Raw genomic sequence first — 18,881 nt, 5'->3', positions numbered from 1 at the left:
CGCGAAACTGGTACTCTAGGCTCATTAAGTAGTAATTGAGTAAAGATGATGATTAGCGATAACGATATCATTGAAACATTGGACGAGTTAGAGGCTTTCTTACGTTTAGTTGAGAGTGGCAGTTTAGGCCTTGAAAACGCAACCGGCATTGCGCTAGCAACCAACAATGCAGATGGTCGTCCATTTGTGGCTGTTTTAGACCAAAATCACCAACTGCTTTATGGGCGTTGGGTGAGTGCCTTTGTTTATGAAAATGGTAAAGAAATGATTCAAGATGGCGCGCCGAAGAAGCATTAATCTTCAGTGCTATTGTTTACACGAGTAGATTGAACAGGTCAGCAGTGCTGGCCTTTTTTATATTTAGGGGATTTGCACGACAATTAAAAAAGCCAGCTAAATGTGTTCATTTAACTGGCTTTGGTTGCAGTTAGACGTTTAAAGCTTTTTTGTTTCGGCCGTGATTTCAGCAAGCGCCTCTTTTAGCATGGCTACGTGCTCTTCGCCTTCAACTTTTGTGAGCCCTAGATCAATAATCTGCTTGGCTTTCTCAGGGTTGTTTAACTTTGCTAATGAGCGTGCCCAATACTCATATAGGAAGGTTTCTTTGTCATTTATGCCCACCGCGATTTCAAGTAAAAAAGCAGCATATTTAGGATGTTGCTCCCAACTTTCATGTGCTAAATAGGCCAGATCACGGTCTGATATAGCTAACGAAGTGATGAGCTTAGTTACTTCGCTGTGATAAGCCTTGTTTATACTGTTTAGGCTCTCATCGCTTGCTTTTACATTAGCCAATAATGAAAACAGTTTATCGGCACCTACTTCGCGCTGAGCTTTAAGTTTTTGCCAGTCCCCACCGAGTTGTTCCGTAGCTAAGGCGATGGCTTTGTCCAGAGCATCATCCGCGTTTACCTCCACATCAGGCTTTACCCCCACGGTTTCCCAGTTTGTTTTTGTTACAGGGTTGATTGCTGTGCCAGTGGCGATAAACATACGGAAGTCGTCATTGATAGTGAACATGCCGCCGGGGTTTGCGCCACCGCCTGTTGTTTGCCCCACGAGGGTTGCGCGGTTACGGGTTTGCATGTTGTAGCTAAATTCCTCTGCGCCGGAGAAGGTACGGTCGCTGGTGAGCACAAACAATGGAACGTCAGGCATCTTTTTGCCGTTGACCTCATCAAGCACATAAAAGTCGCGGGTTTCATCGTCTTCGCGGAAGTACAAGCTATTGAGAAGCAGTGGTTCATCGAAGAAATAGCTACACAAATATTGCACCGTTTCAGGTGAGCCGCCGCCATTTTTACGTAAGTCGATAATTACCGCTTCGCTGCTAGACAGTAACTTCATAGCTGAATCCAGATACTCTTTACTCTCAGGTAAGTGTGCAAAGCCGCGTAAGTCCAAGTAGCCTATATTGCCTTCAAGCACTTGTGCAGCTACCACACCTTTAGTGAGCGAGCCATATCGAGGTTGGCTCACGAGCTTTTTTCTTAGTTGGGATTCAGCGCCAGTGACTGTCTTTTTCACTGGGTTTGCTCTTACACGCAAATGACGGTCTTCGGCATGTTCTTGCAGCCAAGTGGACACGGCTTCGGCGAATGCCTCACTATCTTGATATTGATCGAACTCGCCCTGTGTGAGTGCAGCGGTTAACTTCTCACCTGTTACCTTGGCCGTCTCGGGAAATACATAGTGCTCTTTCATGAGCGCTGAAATTTGCGCTATTGTGGTTTGTTTTTGTTGTTTATCAATGGGTTGAGCAAACGCTGTCGGATTCATAAAACTCAACAACATAGCCAGCGAAAGTGCGGTTCTCTTTACTGTTTTCATCCACTTATTCCCTAAGTAAAAGGACTATTTATACTCAGTAAAGCGCAACTCAACGGCAAAAAATTGTAAAAAAGTAAAGTGCACCTAAAAGGGGTCGTATTGGCCACTAAATCGACTTTGAATCGCGTGGTTGTTGATGTGTGGCAAACCTACCGCATGGCTTTTTAGATAGGCTTTAGGAGTTTGCGCGAACATGGATTTAAATTCCCGATTAAGATGGGCTTGATTGAAATAGCCAGCATCGAGCGCGGCTTCAGTCAGGCTAATACTTGGGTCTGCGGCCTGTAAAAGAAAGTGATTTATACGCCATACCTTACACAGCTCCTTGGGTAACAGACCAATGTGCGACATAAAGTGATTACGTAAAGTAACCTTGCTAGTGTCAAAGCGCTGACAAATCTCACCTATAAGAATATCGCCGCGGGTATCAAGAATTGAATTAGTTTGTGCGCGCAGTATTGGGCTAAGTGTGTATCGGTCGTTATAAAACTGTGCCTTTAGCCAAGGCATGAGCATGCACACTCCTTTACTCATTTCATCCAAGCTCACTTCATTGCCTAAGGATTGAAGCCAAGGATACAGAGGCTCAAAATTAAAGGAGTGGGCAAATAGTTCATTGGTGCTTTCACAGGTATTTTTAATTTCATACGCACTGATATGCGACTGCTGAAAAAACGCAAATGGTTTTATTCTTGCGGCTAACACCCATTGTGGGTGCTTGCTCGTAATTTGATAAGCATACAGTTGCTGTCCTAACACACTTATTCCAGTGTCTAGTGATTTGCTGTGACTGTTACAATTGGAAAATGACAACGGTGCTGTATGCACCAGTAAATCGAAGACGCCTTGTGGGAACAAAGACGCCGTGCCGCTTATTTTTCGTAACCAGAATGCCTCTATATAGGGGAAAGCCACGCAGGTGGCTTTACCTCAATGTAGTTTGCCAAAGCTTCAATCCAAAATCATGATTTGCTTAGGATAATGTAAGCGAACAAAGGGCAAATTGCAGTGCAAAGATGTCACAAAAGATTTCAATTGTGGGAGTTGAAAGGCTATTAACTTAGTCAACAGATAGATTTGTTGGGCCGCCTATGGAGGATTTTGAAGCATTTACATTTTTCTCAAATTGACTTACCCTGTTTGGGTCATTTAATTTGAGATTGATATGTCTAAGCTTTTTTCAAACGCACTGATCATCACAGTGATGCTAGTTTCCCTAGTAGGGCAAGCATTTGCTGCGAGCGCGATGTCGTGTGAAATGGCTAGTAATGCACACCCATCTCATATGAACATGAATACGATGATGGACCATTCTGCAATGGGTCATGATGGTATGATGCACGATGACATGACACGCAGTGATGACTCAGCAGATGATTGCTGTGAAGTAACTTGTTTTTGTCCTACCAATGCATGTACTTCGGTTACCTTAGTTAACACGGACACCGCAGCAACGGGTGTCGTCAAATTTAGCGAAGCCGTAATAGGCAATCGCGCAGCCCAACCAAACGCCATTTCTACTTCTTTATTTCGTCCGCCCATTTTTGCTTAAGCAGGGTTAGTGCGCCCAAATTTCACGCACATTCGATTTTTACGCCAGTAAATGCGCTATTTTATGCGCTAAAAACGACGTTAAGTCAGGACGAGAATAATGAAAATCTATTTTAAATTAGTCACTTTTTTGTTGATGTTTCCATTGCTTGCTGACGCAAATGAGCAGCGTAAGCCAGTAAATACTCAGCGCGATGTGATAGAGCTTATTGTGGCCAAAACGCCAAGCTGCGGCTGTTGCAAAAAGTGGATAAATCATCTTGTTGACCAAGGTTTTAAAGCCGAGGGCAAAGACTTTTACGATATCAATCCGATTAAATCTCAGTTAGGTATCGCCCCCAATTATCGCTCTTGCCACACTGCACTTTCACACGAAGGTTACGCATTTGAAGGCCATGTTCCAGCGAAGTTTATTCGCCAGTTTCTCTCAGAAAAACATGAGAACGCGATTGGTCTTTCGGTTCCGGCCATGCCGATTGGCTCGCCCGGCATGGAAGTAGAAGACAAGTTCATGCCCTACCAAGTATTACTACTTTTTAAAGATGGTACGAGTAAGCCCTATGCCAAGGTGAATACCTACGAGGAGCAGTTCTAATGTCATTCAATATGAAACACTCAGCCATGCTCTTATTGGGGTTGAGTCTGAGCAGCAATGCACTTTATAGCTATGAGGCAACATCAATTTCGCTAGAACAAGCAGTGTCATTAGCACAGCAAAACGATCCGTGGCTACAAGGGAATCGTCTGCAGCAGCAAGCGCTTGAGAGCCAAAGTATTGCCTCGAGTACCTTGGCGGACCCGCAAGTATCAGTGGGATTGATGAATCTGCCTGTGGATACGTGGGATTTTGAGCAAGAGGGCATGACCCAGCTTAAAGTGGGTGTAAGCCAAATGTTTCCCCGCGGCGATAGTTTGCAACTCAAAGCTAGCCAATTGCTCTTACAAGCAGGCCAATATCCGCTGTTGCGTGAAAACCGTAAGGCCCAGTTGCGCAGTAACGTGTCGCAATTATGGCTGGATGTGTATTTAGCGCAGCGCACCATTGCCCTTATTGAGTCAGATCGCGTGTTGTTTGAGCAAATTGCCGAAATCGCTGAAGCGAGTTACGCCAGTGCTGTGGGTAAAACTCGTCAACAAGATGTCATTCGTGCGCAACTGGAAATGGTGCAATTGGAAGACAGGTTAACGGTTGAAAAGCAAAAGCTGGAAACCAGCCTTGCGCAGCTCAATGAATGGCTGCATGTGTATGACCAAAGCCAGCCAGAATTGGCGTTTAACTATGACCACAGCAACTATATCAATGCGGTGGTTAACGAGTTGCCAACACTGAGATTGAGCAACCATGAACTCCTTTCTGCGGATACTTACTCGCGCAATCGCCTCGCCCAAGCATTGGCTGCACATCCTGCATTGTTGGCGATTGATGCAAAAGAGCAGGCATTCGCTAAAGGCATTGAAATAGCGGAGCAAAGTTACAAACCGCAGTGGGGTGTGAATGCCAGTTATGGTTACCGCGACGACATGCCTTCTGGCGATAGTCGTGCCGATTTCTTCTCCGTGGGGGTCACTTTCGACTTACCTTTGTTTACGGAAAAACGCCAAGACCAGCAAGTTGCTGCGTCAGTGGCGCAAACCGAAGCGGTAAAAACTGAAAAGCTGCTTCTAACTAAGCAGATGGTCAGCGCTGTTGAAAAAGAGCTCAAGCAGCTCACGCGTTTATCGCAGCGCAAAGACATTTACACGCAAAAGTTAATCAAACAATCCCATGACCAAGCGCAAGCTGCACTGACCGCTTATACCCATGATGATGGCGACTTCGCAGAGGTTGTACGGGCGCGCATCGCAGAGCTAAATGCACGTATTGCCGCACTTAAAATTGATGTTGATGTGCTAAAAACAGTGGCGCGCATCAATTACTTTTTATCTCGCTTCGAGCACTCAGACAACAGCAAAATAATGTCTGAACATGAACACCACATTGGAGAACAATAATGCCTGCTACTAACAAAACTATTATCGCTGTAATTGTTGGCGCATTGCTCGGAGCAGGCGCGATGACGCTTTTCCAAGGTGAACATCCTGCTGTTGAGGGGCAAAGTGCCGAATCAGGTGAAAAGAAGCCGCTTTACTGGGTTGCGCCTATGGACTCAAATTATCGTCGCGATAAACCGGGTAAGTCACCGATGGGGATGGATTTAGTCCCCGTTTATGAAGAAGACACTGGCGGCGATGACATCGGTCCTGGCGCGGTAAAAATAGCACCAAACGTTGTGCACAATTTAGGTGTGCGCACAGCGAGTGTAGAAATGAAGGCTATAGATACCGCCATCTCAACGGTGGGTTATGTGCAATATGATGAAGACAAGCTTATCCATATTCATCCGCGAGTCGATGGCTGGGTTGAGAAGCTTTACGTAAAGGCGGCGGGCGATCCCGTGGAGAAGGGCCAAGCACTTTATACTCTGTATTCGCCACAGCTAGTAAACGCACAAGAAGAGTTTTTAATTGCACTTAGCCGTAATACCAACTCGTTGATTGAAGCAGCCACCGCACGTTTGCAATCCTTGCAGTTAAGTGATGCATTCATCGCCAAGCTCAGAAAAACCAAGCATGTAGAGCAAAACGTCACTTTCTATTCGCCGCAAAAAGGGGTGATAGATGGCCTGCAAATTCGCGAAGGTTTCTATGTTAGCCCAGGCACGACCTTAATGAGCATCGCTAAATTGGATGAAGTGTGGGTTGAAGCAGAAGTTTTCGAGCGTGACGCGGCACTCATTAAAGAAGGGTTGCCAGTTACCATGACTCTAGATTATTTACCAAGCAAAGAATGGGATGGTGTGGTTGATTATGTGTATCCCGCGCTTAATAGCCAAACTCGCACGTTACGGGTGCGTTTGAGCTTTGATAATCCGGGTTATGAATTAAAGCCGAATATGTTCGCGCAAGTCGCAATTATGGCTGAGCCTAGCGCTAATAGGTTGGTTGTGCCTAAAGAAGCGGTGATCCGCACCGGTAAACAAGACCGCGTTGTGGTGGATTTTGGTGATGGTCAATTTAAGTCAATTGCAGTGACACTTGGTCGTGTAGGCGAAGATGACATTGAGATTCTTGATGGCCTAAATGAAGGGGATGTGATTGTCACCTCTGCGCAATTCTTGATTGACTCAGAATCAAGCAAAAACTCTGACTTTAAGCGTATGGCGGTTGATGAACAGCCCAATTCCGTGTGGATGGAAGGTGAGATTAATAGTGTGATGCCATCGCACAACATGGTGAACATCACCCATGGTCCTGCCAAAGAATGGGATTGGCCAGAAATGACCATGGATTTCACCGTGGCAGATACGGTGGACATCAATGACTTGAAATCAGGGCAAACACTGCATTTTGAAGTGACGAAAACAGCGGATGGCGGTTATGAACTCACAGGCATTCATATCATGACACAACCTGAGGTTTCTAGTGCTACCGTTGATGGCGTTGTCAACGCGATTGACGAACAAAGTCGTGTGCTGAACATTAGCCGAGGCCCTATTGAAAAATGGGGTAGGCCAGCTGCAACTTTGGACTTTGCAGTGGCAGACGGTGTTGATGTGTCGGCATTGGAAATCGGGGCTTCGGTGACCTTTACCTTTGAAGTGCGCGATGACTTCGTTATTACTGAAATCTCTCTATTAGAGGGTGAGCAGCAAGAAAACGCTGTTGACCACTCTATGCATTAATGAGAGGGAATAAACATGATTGAATCAATAATTCGCTGGTCCGTAGGCAATCGCTTTTTTGTTTTACTGATCACCTTAATCATTGCCTTCGGTGGTCTGTATTCATTGAAAAATACCCCTGTTGATGCAATTCCTGATTTGTCTGATGTACAAGTCATCATTAAAACGAGTTACCCCGGGCAGGCACCGCAGGTGGTCCAAGACCAAGTGACTTTCCCACTGACGACGGCGATGTTATCAGTACCGGGTGCACAAACAGTGCGTGGCTTTTCATTCTTCGGCGACTCGTATGTGTACATCATCTTTGATGATGACACCGATTTGTATTGGGCACGCTCGCGGGTGCTTGAATATTTAAGTCAGGTCGCTTCAAGCTTGCCAGACACCGCTAAACCTCAGCTTGGTCCTGATGCTACAGGTGTGGGTTGGGTGTACATTTACGCACTTGAGGATAAAACCGGCAACCATGACTTAAGCCAATTGCGCAGTATCCAAGATTGGTTCTTGAAGTACGAGCTGCAAACCGTTCCTGGTGTATCCGAAGTGGCGGCAGTAGGGGGCATGGTCAAACAGTATCAGGTGCAAGTTGATCCCGATAAATTGCGTGCTTACAACGTACCACTGGCCCAAATTCAAGTTGCTCTGCAGCGTGGCAACAAAGAAACCGGTGCCTCGGTTGTAGAGATGGCCGAAGCGGAATACATGGTGACCGCAACCGGTTACATCACTTCGGTCAAAGATATCGAGAAGATCCCGTTGGGGTTGAACGAGCAGGGCACGCCGCTGCGAATTGGTGACGTTGCCAACGTGAGCTTAGGGCCACAAATGCGCCGAGGTATCGCGGAATTAAACGGTGAGGGCGAAGTGGTTGGCGGCGTTGTGGTAATGCGCTTTGGTGAAAACGCTCAGCAAACCATTAATGGCGTCAAAGAAAAGCTTAAGTCGTTGGAATCATCGCTGCCTGAAGGCGTTGAAATCGTCACTGTGTATGACCGCTCAAAACTGATAGAAAGTGCGGTCGATAACTTGTGGAGCAAACTTGCAGAAGAGCTCTTCATAGTCGCGTTAGTGTGTGTGGCATTCTTATTCCACCTGCGTTCTTCCATTGTTGCGGTGGTAACACTGCCTCTGGGTATTTTGGTGTCGTTTATTATCATGCACATGCAGGGGATCAACGCCAATATCATGTCGCTAGGCGGTATTGCTATCGCCATTGGCGCGATGACAGACGGTGCCATCGTCATGATAGAAAACATGCATAAGCACATGGAGAAAACCCCGCTCACCGATGACAACCGCTGGGAAATTGTTGCCAAAGCCGCATCCGAAGTGGGGCCGGCGTTGTTCTTCAGTTTGTTGATTATCACGGTTTCTTTCTTGCCTGTGTTTATTCTTGAAGCGCAAGAAGGGCGCATGTTCGCACCGTTGGCTTACACCAAAACATATGCCATGGCAGCGTCTGCGGGCTTGGCAATCACTCTCGTGCCTGTGCTGATGGGTTACTTTATTCGCGGTAAGGTCATTTCAGAGAAGAAAAACCCCCTCAATCGCTTGTTGATTGCCATTTATAAGCCAGCGCTGAATGTGGTGATGAAATTCCCGAAGATCACCGTGGTGTTAGCGATTGTTTTGACTGTGGTTGGCTTCTATCCGGTCGATAAAATTGGCAGTGAATTCATCCCACCTCTCGATGAAGGGGACCTGATGTACATGCCAACAACCTATCCGGGCATATCTATTGGTAAAGCCCGAGAGTTATTGCAGCAAACCGATAAGCTCATTCGCACTGTGCCAGAGGTGGAAACCGTGTTCGGTAAAGTGGGTCGAGCGGAAACGGCGACCGATCCTGCACCACTCACCATGATTGAAACCTTTATTCAGCTTAAACCTCGCGATCAATGGCGCGAAGGAGTGACAACTGAAAGCTTGAAAGCTGAGTTTGATAAGTTGGTTAAATTCCCAGGTCTGACAAATGCGTGGGTGATGCCTATTAAGACCCGTATCGACATGCTCGCAACGGGCATAAAAACGCCTGTGGGCATCAAGGTTGCTGGTCCAAAATTGGATGTCATTCAAGATATTGGTGAGCAAATCGAGCAGTTGCTACCTAACGTACAAGGCACTGCTTCTGTGTACTCAGAGCGCGTAGCGGGTGGTCGTTACATTAAAGTGGATATTTCTCGCGAAAAGGCTAGCCGCTTTGGCTTGAATATCGAGGATGTACAACAGGTTGTGTCCACGGCGATTGGCGGCATGAATGTGACGCAAACTATTGAGGGGCAAGAACGTTACCCAGTTAACCTGCGCTATCCACAAGATTACCGTGACTCACCAGAGCAACTGTCGCGTTTGCCAGTGGTGACGCCAAATGGTCAGCGTATTGCCCTAGGTGATGTGGCCGATATTCGTATTGAAATTGGCCCGCCGGGGATCAAAAGTGAAAATGCCCGCATTAACGGCTGGACCTTCATTGATATTGCGGATGTTGATGTGGGCACCTACGTTGAAAATGCAAAGGCGTATTTGGCAGCGAACTTAGACTTGCCAGCTGGCTATTCAATCAACTGGGCTGGCCAGTATGAATACATGGAACGCGCGAAAGAAAAGCTGACTTACGTGCTGCCGCTGACCCTCGCTATTATCGTGATCTTGCTTTACCTCAACTTCCGTTCGTTGGTTGAAGTGGCAATCATCATCACCACCTTACCGATGGCGATGATTGGTGGCTTATGGTTAATGTATCTTGAAGGCTTTAATTTCTCCGTTGCTGTGGGGGTAGGCTTTATTGCCCTCGCTGGGGTCGCGGTAGAAATCGGCGTGATTATGCTGGTGTACTTAAACCAGTCTTACCAAAGAAGCGCTTAATCGTTGTAAGGAACAGGGTATTGCCTTTGACAGAGCTGCGCTTACACAGGCCATTATGGAAGGGGCGGGAATGCGTATTCGCCCTGTTATGATGACGGTGGCAACGATTATTATCGGTTTGATGCCGATTCTTTATGGCTCGGGCACGGGCTCTGAGGTCATGAGTCGCATTGCCGCACCTATGGTGGGTGGTATGCTCAGCGCGGTGTTATTGACACTCTTAGTGCTGCCTGCGGTGTATTTCATTTGGCGCGCCCGCAGCATCGAAGCTGACAACACACCGCCTTTTAGCGCACTAAAAACGAGTCGCAAATATCACAAATGGCTCATGTTGTTTGTGGGTTCTCAGTTTGTGATTTGGTCGGTCACGGGGGCCTACATGGTGTTTTTTGATATCGACTATATCCATGGCGATACCCTAGTGAAAAACCACCAAACCAAAGTGCCAGTGCAGCAGTTGAACTACCCGATGAGTTCGCTTAGAGCAAAATATTCGCAATTAGAAAAGTTCACTGTAGGTATGCATATTGATAAACCGGTTTATCGCTTCGAGCAAGAAGATGTGCATTACATGGTTGATGCCAATTCAGGGGAGCTACTTTCGCCGCTCCGTAAAGAGGAAGCTATTCGAGTTGCTCGCCATGAATATACTGGTGATGGTGCCGTCGAAAGTGTTGAATATATCGACTCTAATCCACCTTTCGAGCTAAGTCGCCGAGTGCATAATGCGTTACCTGCATGGCGAGTGAACTTTGATAATTTGGGCAGTCCTTCTTTGTATATTTCAGCTCGTTCGGGCGAGGTATTAGCGAAGCGTCATGAGTGGTGGCGTCTGTTTGACTGGATGTTCAGGTTTCATGTGATGGATTACGAGGACAGTGAGATAGATAATAAGTTGCTGTTTTGGTTTACTTTATTCGGTATCTTTTCGGCCCTTGCAGGAATGGTTTTGGCTTATTTCAGAGTTTTTAAAAAGGATGAGCCAGAACACTCGCTCGCTCAAGAGCTAGATAAAAACAATAATATGCAAAGAGGTGGTATCTAATGCTGTGGGTTAGAAAGATACACAAATGGGCGTCAATTGTTGTCGGTATCCAGTTTATGCTGTGGCTACTAAGTGGTATCTACTTCAATTTGATGGACCATCACAAAGTGGGCGGGCACACCTATCGTGCCCATGATCATCAAGTGGCACAGATAAATACATCGGCGTTGGTTGAGCCTCAAGAGGTACTCGCTCGCGCTGATGCTGTTGTTTCGCTCAAGCAAATTGAATTGCTTGGGCATCCATACTATCTGTTGACGCACAAACAAGGTCTGTATGCTTACTTTGAAAATGAGTATAGCCTTTTTGATGCCTACAAGGGCACTGAAGCGCGTATTGATGAGGCGTTTGCTATCCGTCTTGCTAAACAATCCTACAATGGACCAGGTAGCATCCGCGAGGTGACCTTGTTGCAACCACCTCTGGAGGACTTTCCCAAGCAGAAAAATGCGACATGGCGCGTAAACTTCAGTGATGACATTGATACCAGCGTTTACATTGAAGACTTTACTGGGCGCGTAGTCGGACACAGTGACGCTCATAAGCGTTTTGCCGATATCTTTTTTATGTTGCACTTTATGGATTATGGCAACGAGGGGAGCTTTAACAATATTCAAATCATTCTTTTTGCTTTTGTGACACTTTGGCTGTCATTAACCGGATTGATTTGGACGTTAGATCTCATTAAGCGAGGGCAATATAAGGTTGCGTTTTTATCGAAAAGAAGCACCATTAAAATATTTGACCATCAGCAGCAGTTGTTAGGTCAGGTTGAATTGTCAACGGCAACTAATTTGCTCGATGGCCTTGGTGAAAAGCGCATTGCTTTGCCATCAACTTGCGGCGGTGGCGGTACCTGTGGCCGCTGCAAGGTGCTGATAAATCCAGCACCACAAGCAACCTCAGCGGATCAACAGCATTTCTCAGAGTCGCAGCTAAATCAGGGGTTTAGATTAGCCTGTCAGCATTTTTCCAACGATGTTGAAGACATGACTCTGTTTGATGTCACCGACGCTCAAAAGACAGTATTGACGCTTGTAAGTAGTGAATTTGTGACCCCAGAGATTAAAGAGCTTCGTTTTAAGGCTGCGGGGCCAGATATGCATTACAAAGCTGGGGCATTTATGCGCTTCTTCATTCCTGCAGGTACTGTTAAAGCAAGGCCAGACGATCTTCCGGACGATTATAAAGGTACGTGGGAAAACGTAGATAACGAATTATTTAATGGTAAAGCTTGTTCACGTAATTACTCTTTAAGCTCGGTGAGTGAGTTGGATAACGAATTGTCTTTTGCCATTAAATATCATCGCTCACCACAACCTGGAATCCCAGCAGGGTACGGTTCAAGTTATTTATGTAACCTAAAAGTGGGTGACAAGGTTGATGCGCTAGGGCCATTCGAAGAGTTTTTTGTTGAGCCATCGAGTACAGCACCAATCATTGTCATTGGCGCTGGCTCAGGTATGGCTCCACTGAAAGCGATTATTAACGAACTGTTGTTGCACCGTGGCTATAAGCAATGTATTCAATTTTACTTTGGTGCGCGTACTGAGGAAGATTTACTGTACCAAGAAGAGTTCTTTAACCTTAGCCAGCGCTTTGCCAACTTTGGTTATACTCCTGTGCTCTCGCAAGCTGACTCTGATTGGCTCGGGGCAACTGGGTATGCGCAGCAGGTAATGTTTAACAACGTCAGTCGTGAGTATTTGTTGGAAGCTCATTATTATATGTGCGGGCCGCAAGCGATGATGGATGAAACTATTGTCGCGCTCGTGGCCATGGGAGTGAATCGCGAGCACATTCATTTCGATAGCTTTAGTTAGCACCCAGCTTAAGACAACAACAGCGAGCCAAGGTGGAGGCGTGAAAAATATGCGTCACCATCTTGGCTTTAAGATATGTGATGCGTAATTGAATGCATGTGTAGAAGCGGTAGTTGGCGTTATTTTGGTGAGTGCCGCTTCAACATAAGGTGTTTAACTGTGAAGGGTATATCGGTTACGTCTGTTCGGTTTTGCTATTCATGTAATGGCGAAAACGTATCAAGTTACCCCAAACATCATTAATGAAGTGAGCAACGCTTGATCAGAACAATGCTTTGGCGGGATGCAGCAGTAAGTTGAGTCCAATTTACCCGCTTACACTGATTTAAGCTTACCTGTAAGCTTAAATGCACTACCTGAATGGTAAAGGTTGGCATAGCTGACAGTGTTGTTTCCTGATGTCGTCACTCGCGTTAGCTTGAGGCAGGGCACTTCATCGCTTAAGCCTAACTGATGCCTCAAAATCCGTTGCGGCATCACAGCTTCAATGGAAATTTCGGCACTGGTTACTGGTAATTGGCTATTGAGGTATTCATTACATGTGACTTGAGTGAAGTCTTGATTAAAGAACTCTGGTACCAGCTGAGCATTGACATAGCGCTCTTCCAGTTGGAAGGGTTTGCTATCTTCTAGGTGTAATATCACGACCCTTACGACATCGACATAGCTGTCTAACTTCAATAAGTCTAAAAGCTTTTCGGTTGGACGCATGAGTACTTTGCTAAGTACGGTACTCGAGTGACGGTGACCGCGCTCATGTATTTCATCGGCGATATTGCGAATTTCTAAAAAAGAGCTCTGTACTTTTTGCTCAGAAACAAAGGTGCCGACACTGGGCCTGCGAAAGAGTATGCCGTCAGAAACAAGCTGTTCTAAAGATTTTCTCACAGTCATGCGGCTACTGTTTAGTAGTTCCGCAAGGTCATTCTCAGATGGGAGTTTATGATTTGCGGGCCAAGTTCCATTATTAATATTTGAAATAATAAAATTGCTGATTTCTTTATATTTTGGAACTTGCGTCATTTACAAATTTATCCCTTTGTATAGTTTGTACGTGTTATGTAAAAAGTAGGCACTACCAATTGATAGTGCCTAGGGTTGTATGAGCAGGGCAACTTAAAACTTGTAGTTAAGCCTCATAAAACCACGGCGTCCTATAAGATTGTATGTCATGACATCGGTGTTGGCGTCATTCCACGATGTTAAGTACGGTGCCTTTTTATCGAAAATGTTGTCGATACCTGCTGATAGCTGAATGGCGTCGTTGATTCGATATGAGCCCTGTATGTCTGTGTAGAACAGTGAATCCACTGAACGTCCAGCTGGGTCAAAGTCACCACCATTGACGTCGTCAGCAGCACCGATATATCGCAGCGACAATCCTGCAGACCAGTCATCGGCCATCAACATAAAGTTAAAGTTACCACGCCATTCGGTATAACTACCTTGATCTTCAGTGATATAGCCTACTTTATCTATCGTCGGTTGCCCAGCGAAAGGAGTACTTTCGTGTTTCAATAAGCGGGTTATATCTAAAGTTGTTTTGGCGTTTAGTCCAGAAAGATCGAATAAATATTCCATGTTAAAATCAACACCCGCGACATTTTCTGTCGCCGCGTTGACAGGACGCTGATTAATTTCTGTGACTTGTCGAGTTAATGGATGTCGCGTAAATGTACCACAAAAATCTGCGTTTCCGACAGGGTCTTCGTAGCACAGCTTAAGCATATCAGAGCCGTTTACCGAGGTTATTGCACCTTCCACTTCGATATCAAAATAGTCCAACGTCATGGACAAGTTTTCAACAAACTGTGGTTGCCAAACAACCCCTGCAGTAAGGGTATTTGCTTCCTCTGGGCCAATGTTCGGGTTACCGCCTACGTTTGTGAGTACGGTTGTACCATCTTGAACAAAATCTGCTGGTACGTTGTCTGCTAAGCAATTTTGCGCGACTGTTCCTTGCGCATTTTCGCAAGGATCGATTGTTCTAAGGTTCTCACCATTAGTGCCCCCAAATTGTTCGGTGATCACAGGTGCGCGGAATGCCGTTGATTTTACTGTTCTTAGCATCAGGCTATCATCCACTTTCCAAGTGATACCCAATTTGTAGGTTGTTTCTGGATCAAGGGTGTCGTAATCCGAATAGCGCATCGCAAATTCGGCATCGACTTTTTGTGCAAATGTCATGTCGGCGAGTAATGGCGCTGATAGCTCGAAATAGGCTTCGGTAACGCTGAAATTACCTGCAATTCTATCTTCAAGTCCGTTAGCGAGAACGGTCGAATCAGGGTCTCGCCAACCACTTTCCCAACGCTTTTCAGCACCAATGGCCACCGCTAACTGTCCATGGGGTAACGAGAATAAGTCACCAGAGACGTTCGCGGTCCATGTACGCATTTCATTGCCCCCGGTTCCTTCACGGCGGTACTTCACATAGTCAATAACATCTTGGTTTAGTTCATTTACACCGAACCAGTCACCACATGGAATACCATTGCTGTTGTCGTAGGTACAAATACTGTCATCCAATGTTTGCTGTGCTTTTGCTGGATCAATATCAAAGGTCCAACCATCCCTACCTGTATTGCGGCCGTAGTTGAACGCGACATCCCAATACCAACCGTTGCTAAATTCACCGTCTAAACCCAATACAATCCTGATAGTATCCGTTTCTTGGAAGAAGAAAGGCGCGCCTAATTCTGTGTTACGGCGACGTTGAAATTCTACGTCTTGTCCCGTTGGGTTGTATCGGAAATCAGCATCGACGGCGATCCCGCCAAAGCCATTACGCGGCGTAACGATTTGTTGCGCTCGGCGTTTTGTATACATGGCCTCATAGAATAACTTGGTGTCGTCACTCACGCGATAGTTGGCAAAATTGGCGATACTAATACGCTCTAGTGGGCTCACTGCATTCAAATACGGTAACCAGTCAAAGCCATGCTCTTCACTGTTGTATGGCCCAAAATCATCACCGTAAGTTGCGGTATCTGGATTTTGGTTAAACTGCACTGAGGTGCCGTCTGGTAACAAGGCACGGCCCCCTTCGGTTGTGCCACTACCAAAACATATGAGGTTGCCATTCTCATCACCGTACACTGGACAATCGATGCGATCAGATTGGCGTACCGCTTCACTGTTGCTATAGGTAGCATTGACAAAGAAGTTACCTTTTTCGAAGTCACCGCCTAAGCTAAAGCTTACATCTTGACTCTCGCCATCACCGTCATCTGCCATGCCTGCCTTTACATCGAGTTCAGCGCCATCAAAATCCGATTTTGTGATGATGTTGACAACACCAGCAACCGCATCAGCGCCGTATACTGCGGACGCGCCATCTTTTAGCACCTCAATTCGACTAATGATGGATGTTGGGATCATATTTAAATCAACGGAACTGTTCGCGCCTGTACCTCCCGACACGATGCGTCGGCCATTAAGCAATACCAGCGTCCGTTTTATACCCATACCGCGTAAGTTTACTTGTGCCGTGCCATAGCCACCACTGGTCCAATACGCGTTCGTTTGGTTACCTGCAACGCCAGCAGAGAAAGACATTTCTTGTAATAGATTTTCGACGTTGGAAATACCCGTGGCGAGAATTTGATCTGATGTAATTACACTTACAGGGCTTGCCGCTTCCATGTCGGTGCGTTTTATACGACTACCTGTTATTTGAATTTTTTCGATGTCTGCTTCGTTTACTTGATCTAAATTATCATCTTGTGCGCTGGCTGCACCGGATGCAAGAAAAGTCATGCACAACACGCTAGCTATAGGTGATAGTTTCATTTGAACTCCTATCTTTTTGATATTGTTTGTATTTTTGCTTCTGAATCCTGTTTTTATGGGCGTGTAAAACAATACAAAGTCATTCCTTGCTGTATATACCGCTCCTTTTTTATACATGAGTTGTGCGGTATATACAACAAGTTGTTTACTGGTTTTTAACACCCTTGTAGGGAACTGCCAATGCCCGTGAGTTTTGGGTAAGGTGGGAAGGGCGCGCCGCATAAGGTCGGCAAAATCGCGGCACCAAGCCATGCCAAGCCGTCGTCATTGACGCAGGCTCTGGTATGGCGCCACTGAAGGCGATAGTCAACGAACTGCTGTTGCACCGTGGTTATCAGCTAAGTATTCAATTTTACTTGACGCGCGTAGTGGGGAAGGTTAACTGTATCAAGAAGAGTTATTTAACCTTGGCAAGCGCTTTGCCAACTTTGGTTATGCTCCTGTTGTCCTTATTGCTACAAAGACGCTTCGATGACACTGATCTTAGCTTGTTTGTGGCGTCGGCAATGATACTCTGCGTGTCTGTGCTTGCAGCGAAAGTTGCTTAGCGAGTGCTTTCGCTCTTCGCTTTGCTTTTCGCAACGATTCAGCATGGCGCTCATCGGCAAATTCCTGATATTCTGAATTTATTTCATAGATCACATCCACACCTAAATAGCGGCTTAGCGTTCTCAAATGGGGGAAAGATGACTGTAGCTTTCGCGAATGCCTCCTTTTTCAAAGCCAAATTCTCCACTTGACGTTACGATGACTAAAATTTTCCCAGACATGAGCGGCTGCAAGGGAAAGTCGCCGCGATTGAGGTCGAAGTCGAATGTTTTGTTGATACGCACGACTTGATCGAACCAGGCTTTTAATTGCGCCGGCATACCGTAGTTGTACATGGGCGTTGAAATAATAATAAGGTTGGCTTGGCGCACTTCCTCTATTAGCTCGTCTGATTGCGCTAACAGTTGATGCTGATATGCAGTGCGCTTCTCTTGGGGCGTAAATACTGCCCCGATCCAGTCTTGGGTGATAAAGGCGGGCGGATTTATGCCTACATCTCGGTGCACATAATGGTCAATTTCATGTTGCTCTTGCCATGATTTTATAAACTCGATAGCAATGTTTTTAGAGATAGAGTTGTAGTCGGGGTTGTCGTTTGATGCGGCGCGTACGCTTGAGTCAATGTGAAGTATAGACGTCATGTTTTTAATCCTATCTGAGTTGGTAAGGCCCAATTTAATAGCTAACAGTGAGGTTAACAAACGAGTAGAAAACAGCTATGAATGAGTTAAAATCATCTATGTGTATCAATAGTTGTTCTTAAGCAGGCTTATATGAATGTATCTTTGCAGGCGCTAAAGGCCTTTGACGCTTCTGCTCGTCGAGGAAGCTTTAAATTGGCGGCTGAGGAATTGTCGTTAACGCCGACAGCCATTTCACACCACATTAGTAATCTTGAAAGTCGTTTGAGCGTGGATTTGTTTATTCGCAAACCACGACAAATAGAGCTAACGGAAGTGGGTAAATATCTAGCCCAAGCTACCAGCGAAGGGTTCAATCGAATAGAGCGTGCTGTTCAAGAGATACATGCGTCTGGCAATCACATCCGCGTGACTACAACTTCCTCTTTCGCGGCCTTGGTGCTGATCCCTGCACTGCAAGACTTCTATCAACAACATCCCCAGATATCGGTTGAAATATCAACTGGCGAAGCTATTGATAAGCACGCTTTTGTACTGCCGATCCGTTTTGGTCAAAGTGGTCATGTTGCCTCGGACGAGATAATAAAAAGGGAGCGTTTCAACGTTTATGCAAACCCGGCTGTTTCGTGGCCTCCCTCAGGGGAGTTAAATTTCGTATCTACTACTTGGAAGAATAAACATTTACCGAGTCCACCATTGTCGGACTGGCTCGCTTTAAATGGCTACAGTGATAAAACGGTGAAAATACAGAGGTTTGATCAAGAGCTTTTCGGTATTCAAGAAGCATTGTTTAGTAATAAGTTGGTGTTTTGCTCTGGCACATTGGTCCAGCGATATATTGAAGCAGGTATGCTGGTGGCGGTGGGCAAGGAGGTAAATTCAGAGTTTTGTTATTACCTGAGTGATCGCGCTAAGAACACCAATCGTGCGCACAAAGTTTTTATTTCGTGGCTCGCGAATATGCTGCAGTGACAGTGATATAAGCTTGCGTTATGAGCATTAGTGTATTGATAGATGAGTGCTTTATGCCAACAACACGCACAAAAAAAGCAGCCATTAGGCT

The 18,881-nt window shown here is 45.9% G+C and carries 12 protein-coding genes and 2 pseudogenes; 9 read left to right on the top strand and 5 right to left on the bottom strand.

Translation table 11 applies throughout. The features are described from left to right. Nucleotides 1-48 precede the first annotated feature (48 nt). A complete protein-coding gene (locus tag ACH19P_RS12595; protein WP_462159352.1) occupies nt 49-297 on the top strand; it encodes a hypothetical protein in 249 nt (82 codons plus the stop codon). A 138-nt stretch (nt 298-435) separates the two neighbouring features. Here ACH19P_RS12595 and ACH19P_RS12590 read toward each other — a convergent pair whose 3' ends face one another. Further along, nucleotides 436-1,830 (bottom strand): S41 family peptidase, encoded by a 1,395-nt coding sequence (locus ACH19P_RS12590; RefSeq protein ID WP_462158873.1) that lies wholly within the window; start codon nt 1,828-1,830, stop codon nt 436-438. Nucleotides 1,831-1,914: 84 nt separating this feature from the next. Next, nucleotides 1,915-2,745 (bottom strand): helix-turn-helix domain-containing protein, encoded by an 831-nt coding sequence (locus ACH19P_RS12585; RefSeq protein ID WP_462158872.1) that lies wholly within the window; start codon nt 2,743-2,745, stop codon nt 1,915-1,917. 250 nt (nt 2,746-2,995) lie between these two features. On the opposite strand from ACH19P_RS12585, the gene ACH19P_RS12580 reads away from it, so the two are divergent. The 7 genes and pseudogenes from ACH19P_RS12580 to ACH19P_RS12550 all read left to right on the top strand — a co-directional run bounded on the left by ACH19P_RS12580 (nt 2,996) and on the right by ACH19P_RS12550 (nt 12,836). Continuing rightward, complete coding sequence (locus ACH19P_RS12580; RefSeq protein ID WP_462158870.1) at nt 2,996-3,382, top strand: hypothetical protein; 387 nt, start codon at nt 2,996-2,998, stop codon at nt 3,380-3,382. 96 nt (nt 3,383-3,478) lie between these two features. Then, a complete protein-coding gene (locus tag ACH19P_RS12575) occupies nt 3,479-3,976 on the top strand; it encodes a DUF411 domain-containing protein (protein ID WP_462159351.1) in 498 nt (165 codons plus the stop codon). Continuing rightward, nucleotides 3,976-5,373: a TolC family protein gene (locus ACH19P_RS12570; RefSeq protein WP_462158869.1), complete on the top strand. Its 1,398-nt coding sequence runs from the start codon at nt 3,976-3,978 to the stop codon at nt 5,371-5,373. Before ACH19P_RS12575 ends, ACH19P_RS12570 begins: the two co-directional genes overlap by 1 nt. Continuing rightward, nucleotides 5,373-7,103: an efflux RND transporter periplasmic adaptor subunit gene (locus tag ACH19P_RS12565; protein WP_462158868.1), complete on the top strand. Its 1,731-nt coding sequence runs from the start codon at nt 5,373-5,375 to the stop codon at nt 7,101-7,103. Before ACH19P_RS12570 ends, ACH19P_RS12565 begins: the two co-directional genes overlap by 1 nt. 15 nt (nt 7,104-7,118) lie before the next feature. Beyond that, nucleotides 7,119-10,236 (top strand): annotated as a pseudogene (locus ACH19P_RS12560) (efflux RND transporter permease subunit); the annotation flags it as partial. Nucleotides 10,237-10,296: 60 nt separating this feature from the next. Continuing rightward, the gene (locus tag ACH19P_RS12555) at nt 10,297-11,013 is read left to right on the top strand and encodes a PepSY domain-containing protein (RefSeq protein WP_462159350.1); all 717 of its coding nucleotides are present in this window, start codon (nt 10,297-10,299) and stop codon (nt 11,011-11,013) included. Further along, the gene (locus ACH19P_RS12550; RefSeq protein ID WP_462158867.1) at nt 11,013-12,836 is read left to right on the top strand and encodes a 2Fe-2S iron-sulfur cluster-binding protein; all 1,824 of its coding nucleotides are present in this window, start codon (nt 11,013-11,015) and stop codon (nt 12,834-12,836) included. The genes ACH19P_RS12555 and ACH19P_RS12550 overlap by 1 nt, the downstream gene beginning before the upstream one ends. A gap of 315 nt (nt 12,837-13,151) precedes the next feature. Here ACH19P_RS12550 and ACH19P_RS12545 read toward each other — a convergent pair whose 3' ends face one another. From ACH19P_RS12545 to ACH19P_RS12535, 3 genes and pseudogenes are all read right to left on the bottom strand, one after another. Continuing rightward, nucleotides 13,152-13,859, bottom strand: coding sequence for a UTRA domain-containing protein (locus ACH19P_RS12545; protein ID WP_462158866.1), 708 nt, complete (start codon nt 13,857-13,859; stop codon nt 13,152-13,154). A gap of 93 nt (nt 13,860-13,952) precedes the next feature. Further along, entirely contained in the window at nt 13,953-16,628 is a 2,676-nt protein-coding gene (locus ACH19P_RS12540; protein WP_462158865.1) for a TonB-dependent receptor, read from the bottom strand. Between the two features lie 483 nt (nt 16,629-17,111). Then, nucleotides 17,112-17,818: pseudogene (locus ACH19P_RS12535) on the bottom strand (FMN-dependent NADH-azoreductase). 132 nt (nt 17,819-17,950) lie between these two features. Here ACH19P_RS12535 and ACH19P_RS12530 point away from each other — a divergent pair. Then, nucleotides 17,951-18,790 carry a LysR family transcriptional regulator gene (locus tag ACH19P_RS12530; RefSeq protein WP_462158864.1) on the top strand — a complete coding sequence of 280 codons (840 nt, stop codon included), beginning with the start codon at nt 17,951-17,953 and terminating at the stop codon, nt 18,788-18,790. Nucleotides 18,791-18,881: the final 91 nt, after the last annotated feature.

The organism is Pseudoalteromonas sp. GB56, assembly GCF_054923835.1.
This window is presented reverse-complemented; position numbering and strand designations above follow the sequence as displayed.

Bases quoted from the DNA above. Each gene is read 5' to 3' on its own strand.
- ACH19P_RS12570 (WP_462158869.1), top strand. From the start codon at position 3,976: ATGTCATTCAATATGAAACACTCAGCCATGCTCTTATTGGGGTTGAGT.
- ACH19P_RS12545 (WP_462158866.1), bottom strand. From the start codon at position 13,859: ATGACGCAAGTTCCAAAATATAAAGAAATCAGCAATTTTATTATTTCA.
- ACH19P_RS12565 (WP_462158868.1), top strand. From the start codon at position 5,373: ATGCCTGCTACTAACAAAACTATTATCGCTGTAATTGTTGGCGCATTG.
- ACH19P_RS12580 (WP_462158870.1), top strand. From the start codon at position 2,996: ATGTCTAAGCTTTTTTCAAACGCACTGATCATCACAGTGATGCTAGTT.
- ACH19P_RS12590 (WP_462158873.1), bottom strand. From the start codon at position 1,830: ATGAAAACAGTAAAGAGAACCGCACTTTCGCTGGCTATGTTGTTGAGT.
- ACH19P_RS12550 (WP_462158867.1), top strand. From the start codon at position 11,013: ATGCTGTGGGTTAGAAAGATACACAAATGGGCGTCAATTGTTGTCGGT.
- ACH19P_RS12555 (WP_462159350.1), top strand. From the start codon at position 10,297: ATGTTGTTTGTGGGTTCTCAGTTTGTGATTTGGTCGGTCACGGGGGCC.
- ACH19P_RS12530 (WP_462158864.1), top strand. From the start codon at position 17,951: ATGAATGTATCTTTGCAGGCGCTAAAGGCCTTTGACGCTTCTGCTCGT.
- ACH19P_RS12595 (WP_462159352.1), top strand. From the start codon at position 49: ATGATTAGCGATAACGATATCATTGAAACATTGGACGAGTTAGAGGCT.
- ACH19P_RS12540 (WP_462158865.1), bottom strand. From the start codon at position 16,628: ATGAAACTATCACCTATAGCTAGCGTGTTGTGCATGACTTTTCTTGCA.